This window comes from Psychrobacter sp. 1U1 (assembly GCF_051847535.1).
GTDB classification, from domain to species: domain Bacteria; phylum Pseudomonadota; class Gammaproteobacteria; order Pseudomonadales; family Moraxellaceae; genus Psychrobacter; species Psychrobacter saeujeotis.
In genome coordinates, this window is sequence record NZ_JBPYDD010000016.1 from 1 (window position 1) to 5,359 (window position 5,359).

A 5,359-nucleotide genomic window follows, 5' to 3' on the forward strand; every position below is an offset into this window, starting at 1 on the left:
GGAATAGAGAGCTGACGATGACCTACTCTCACATGGCCGGAGCCACACTACCATTGGCGCGATGATGTTTCACTTCTGAGTTCGGGAAGGGATCAGGTGGTGCCATCATGCTATTGTCGTCAGCAAAGGGGGTTAGATATGAGTCTGTGTTGTTTTACTTATTTGACTAAGTATCACTTATCCTAACTGAATCAAGGATAAAGGTGATATCGATATAATGCTGACCATTCTATGAATAACCATTGCGCGTTTTGTCTGTCAAGGGACCTTCAAGTAATTGAAGGTGCGTGACAGACGCATAATCGTCACTCTATAGATAATTACAAACCACTTGGGTGTTGTATGGTCAAGCCAAACGAGCAATTAGTACAGGTTAGCTACACACATCGCTGTGCTTCCACACCCTGCCTATCAACGTCCTAGTCTTGAACGGCTCTTTAGGGAAATCTAATCTTGAGGTGGGCTTCCCGCTTAGATGCTTTCAGCGGTTATCCCATCCGAACGTAGCTACCGGGCAATGCCATTGGCATGACAACCCGAACACCAGTGGTTCGTCCACTCTGGTCCTCTCGTACTAGGAGCAGATCCTCTCAAATTTCCAACGCCCACGGTAGATAGGGACCGAACTGTCTCACGACGTTCTAAACCCAGCTCGCGTACCTCTTTAAATGGCGAACAGCCATACCCTTAGGACCTGCTTCAGCCCTAGGATGAGATGAGCCGACATCGAGGTGCCAAACACCGCCGTCGATATGAACTCTTGGGCGGTATCAGCCTGTTATCCCCAGAGTACCTTTTATCCGTTGAGCGATGGCCCTTCCATACAGAACCACCGGATCACTAAGACCTACTTTCGTACCTGCTCGACTTGTGGGTCTCGCAGTTAAGCGCGCTTTTGCCTTTATACTCTATGAACGATTTCCGACCGTTCTGAGCGCACCTTCGTACTCCTCCGTTACTCTTTAGGAGGAGACCGCCCCAGTCAAACTACCCACCATACATTGTCCTCGGTATTGTTATACCTGAGTTAGAACCCCAACATGACCAGGGTGGTATTTCAAGATTGGCTCCACCAAGACTAGCGTCTCGGTTTCAAAGCCTCCCACCTATCCTGCACAAGTCAGGTCAAAGTTCAATGTAAAGCTGTAGTAAAGGTTCACGGGGTCTTTCCGTCTAGCCGCGGGTACACAGCATCTTCACTGCGATTTCGATTTCACTGAGTCTCTGCTGGAGACAGCGCTGCCATCATTATGTCATTCGTGCAGGTCGGAACTTACCCGACAAGGAATTTCGCTACCTTAGGACCGTTATAGTTACGGCCGCCGTTTACTGGGGCTTCGATCAAGACCTTCGCTTACGCTAAGCCCATCAATTAACCTTCCAGCACCGGGCAGACATCACACCCTATACGTCCACTTTCGTGTTTGCAGAGTGCTGTGTTTTTAATAAACAGTTGCAGCAGCCTGGTATCTGCGACTGCCAACAGCTCAAGGAGCAAGTCCTATCACCATCAACAGCGTACCTTCTCCCGAAGTTACGGTACCATTTTGCCTAGTTCCTTCAGCAGAGTTCTCTCAAGCGCCTTGGTATTCTCTACCTGATCACCTGTGTCGGTTTAGGGTACGATTCGTTTATGACTATCGCTTAGAAGCTTTTCCTGGAAGCCTGGTATTTGCCACTTCGTCCTACAAGTAGGACTTGCTATCAGATCTCGGTATATAATAGCCCGGATTTACCTAAGCTATAAACCTACATCCTTTCACCTAGATAACCATCACTAGGCTGACATAACCTTCTCCGTCCCTCCATCGCATCATAAACAAGTATCGGAATATTAACCGATTTCCCATCGACTACGCCTTTCGGCCTCGCCTTAGGGGTCGACTCACCCAGCCCCGATTAACGTTGGACTGGAACCCTTGATCTTCCGGCGTGGATGCTTTTCACACCCATTATCGTTACTCACGTCAGCATTCGCTCTTGTGATACCTCCAGCACACTTTACAATGCACCTTCTCAGGCTTACACAACGCTCCCCTACCACTTGAAAACAAATTCAAATCCGCAGCTTCGGCTCCTAGTTTGAGCCCCGTTACATCTTCCGCGCGGGCCGACTCGACTAGTGAGCTATTACGCTTTCTTTAAAGGATGGCTGCTTCTAAGCCAACCTCCTAGCTGTCTATGCCTTCCCACCTCGTTTCCCACTTAACTAGGAATTTGGGGCCTTAGCTGGCGGTCTGGGTTGTTTCCCTCTCCACAATGGACGTTAGCACCCACTGTGTGTCTCCCGGATATCACTCATCGGTATTCGGAGTTTGCATCGGTTTGGTAAGTCGGTATGACCCCCTAGCCGAAACAGTGCTCTACCCCCAATGGTGTTCGTCCGAGGCGCTACCTAAATAGCTTTCGGGGAGAACCAGCTATCACCGAGTTTGATTAGCCTTTCACCCCTATCCACAAGTCATCCCCTGGCTTTTCAACGACAGTGGGTTCGGTCCTCCGGTGCCTGTTACGGCACTTTCAACCTGCTCATGGATAGATCACTCGGTTTCGGGTCTATACCCTGCAACTAGTCGCCCTATTAAGACTCGGTTTCCCTACGGCTCCCCAAAACGGTTAACCTCGCTACAGAATATAAGTCGCTGACCCATTATACAAAAGGTACGCGGTCACCATGCAAGATGGCTCCCACTGCTTGTACGCACACGGTTTCAGGTTCTATTTCACTCCCCTCACAGGGGTTCTTTTCGCCTTTCCCTCACGGTACTGGTTCACTATCGGTCAGTCAGGAGTATTTAGCCTTGGAGGATGGTCCCCCCATCTTCAAACAGGATTTCTCGTGTCCCGCTCTACTTAATATGTCAACACTAGAATTTAAAATACGGGGCTATCACCCACTATGGCCAGCTTTCCCACACTGTTCTTCTATTCTAGTATCAATCGGCTTCTCCCCGTTCGCTCGCCGCTACTTGGGGAATCTCATTTGATGTCTTTTCCTAAGGGTACTGAGATGTTTCACTTCCCCTCGTTCGCTTCCTAATAAATTAGGATACCTACCTTATGGTAAGTGGGTTTCCCCATTCAGAAATCTCCGGATCACAGGATATTGCCGCCTCCCCGAAGCTTATCGCAGGCTGTCACGTCTTTCATCGCCTCTGACTGCCAAGGCATCCACCATGTGCGCTTAATTACTTGACCATACAACCCCAAAGGGTCTTTGTCAGCAATTATAACGATATCACCTATGTTTACGCTTGATTCAGTTCTCTTTACTTTTTTAATAATCAACCCTTGGGATAACAAACAATGTCGTTAAAAGGTTGATTATTAAGGTTAAAAGTGACACGTGAACATGTCACTCTTAACCCAGACTCATATCTATGTTTTTAAATAGTTCTTACTCTCTCGTCGAGTAGTAAGTTCTGTATAAAACAGAAAGAAATAATCAGTCTTACCTTTTAATACTTAGGGTAAGCGAATCATTCGTTTCTATTTGATACTCATGTAACTACTATATCTAAAGCACTTGTTTACTAATGGTGGAGCCAAACGGAGTCGAACCGTTGACCTCCTGCGTGCAAGGCAGGCGCTCTACCAACTGAGCTATGGCCCCGTGTGTAAGTGGTAGGCCTGGGCAGACTTGAACTGCCGACCCCCGCGTTATCAACACGGTGCTCTAACCAGCTGAGCTACAGGCCTGTACGAGGCATATACCTCTAACTAGTAAACTAGCTTAAAACTAAAGAACAACTTGTTGTGAATTCTTGCCAAGTGAATGCCGTCTATAAGGAGGTGATCCAGCCGCAGGTTCCCCTACGGCTACCTTGTTACGACTTCACCCCAGTCATCAACCACACCGTGGTGAACGCCGTCCTAAAAGGTTCGGCTATCCACTTCTGGTGCAATCAACTCCCATGGTGTGACGGGCGGTGTGTACAAGGCCCGGGAACGTATTCACCGCGGCATTCTGATCCGCGATTACTAGCGATTCCTACTTCATGGAGTCGAGTTGCAGACTCCAATCTGGACTACGATAGGCTTTTTGAGATTCGCATCACATCGCTGTGTAGCTGCCCTCTGTACCTACCATTGTAGCACGTGTGTAGCCCTGGTCGTAAGGGCCATGATGACTTGACGTCGTCCCCGCCTTCCTCCAGTTTGTCACTGGCAGTATCCTTAGAGTTCCCGGCCAAACCGCTGGTAACTAAGGAAAAGGGTTGCGCTCGTTGCGGGACTTAACCCAACATCTCACGACACGAGCTGACGACAGCCATGCAGCACCTGTATTCTAATTCCCGAAGGCACTCCCGCATCTCTGCAGGATTCTAGATATGTCAAGACCAGGTAAGGTTCTTCGCGTTGCATCGAATTAAACCACATGCTCCACCGCTTGTGCGGGCCCCCGTCAATTCATTTGAGTTTTAACCTTGCGGCCGTACTCCCCAGGCGGTCTACTTATTGCGTTAGCTGCGTCACTAAGTCCTCAAGGGACCCAACGACTAGTAGACATCGTTTACGGCGTGGACTACCAGGGTATCTAATCCTGTTTGCTACCCACGCTTTCGAGCCTCAGTGTCAGTATGATGCCAGGAAGCTGCCTTCGCCATCGGTATTCCTTCAGATCTCTACGCATTTCACCGCTACACCTGAAATTCTACTTCCCTCTCACCTACTCTAGCTTAACAGTATCAGATGCAGTTCCCAGGTTAAGCCCGGGGATTTCACATCTGACTTATCAAGCCACCTACGCTCGCTTTACGCCCAGTAATTCCGATTAACGCTTGCACCCTCTGTATTACCGCGGCTGCTGGCACAGAGTTAGCCGGTGCTTATTCTGCAGCTAATGTCATCGTCCACGGGTATTAACCGTGGAGTCTTCTTCACTGCTTAAAGTGCTTTACAACCAAAAGGCCTTCTTCACACACGCGGCATGGCTGGATCAGGGTTGCCCCCATTGTCCAATATTCCCCACTGCTGCCTCCCGTAGGAGTCCGGGCCGTGTCTCAGTCCCGGTGTGGCTGATCATCCTCTCAGACCAGCTACAGATCGTCGCCATGGTAGGCCTTTACCCCACCATCTAGCTAATCCGACTTAGGCTCATCTAATAGCGAGAGCAGTAAACTGCCCCCTTTCTCCCGTAGGTCGTATGCGGTATTAATTCGAGTTTCCCCGAGCTATCCCCCACTACTAGGTAGATTCCTAAGTGTTACTCACCCGTCCGCCGCTCGACGCCTACCAGCAAGCTGGTATCGTTTCCGCTCGACTTGCATGTGTTAAGCCTGCCGCCAGCGTTCAATCTGAGCCATGATCAAACTCTTCAGTTTAATCTTGCTTGAAGTCTTCACTATAAATAGTAAGA

General features: G+C 49.2%; 2 tRNA genes and 3 rRNA genes. All 5 read right to left on the bottom strand.

The window, feature by feature from the left end:
- Positions 1 to 9: 9 nt before the first annotated feature.
- The 5 genes from rrf to ACS8FB_RS13600 all read right to left on the bottom strand — a co-directional run bounded on the left by rrf (position 10) and on the right by ACS8FB_RS13600 (position 5,324).
- A 5S ribosomal RNA gene (rrf, locus tag ACS8FB_RS13580) occupies positions 10 to 124 on the bottom strand.
- Positions 125 to 342: 218 nt separating this feature from the next.
- Positions 343 to 3,198, bottom strand: a 23S ribosomal RNA gene (locus ACS8FB_RS13585).
- Between the two features lie 339 nt (positions 3,199 to 3,537).
- Positions 3,538 to 3,613: transfer RNA gene (locus tag ACS8FB_RS13590), tRNA-Ala, on the bottom strand.
- Between the two features lie 9 nt (positions 3,614 to 3,622).
- Positions 3,623 to 3,699: transfer RNA gene (locus ACS8FB_RS13595), tRNA-Ile, on the bottom strand.
- 86 nt (positions 3,700 to 3,785) lie between these two features.
- A 16S ribosomal RNA gene (locus tag ACS8FB_RS13600) occupies positions 3,786 to 5,324 on the bottom strand.
- The 16S, 23S and 5S rRNA genes sit together here with 2 tRNA genes alongside, the layout of an rRNA operon.
- Between the last annotated feature and the right edge of the window lie 35 nt (positions 5,325 to 5,359).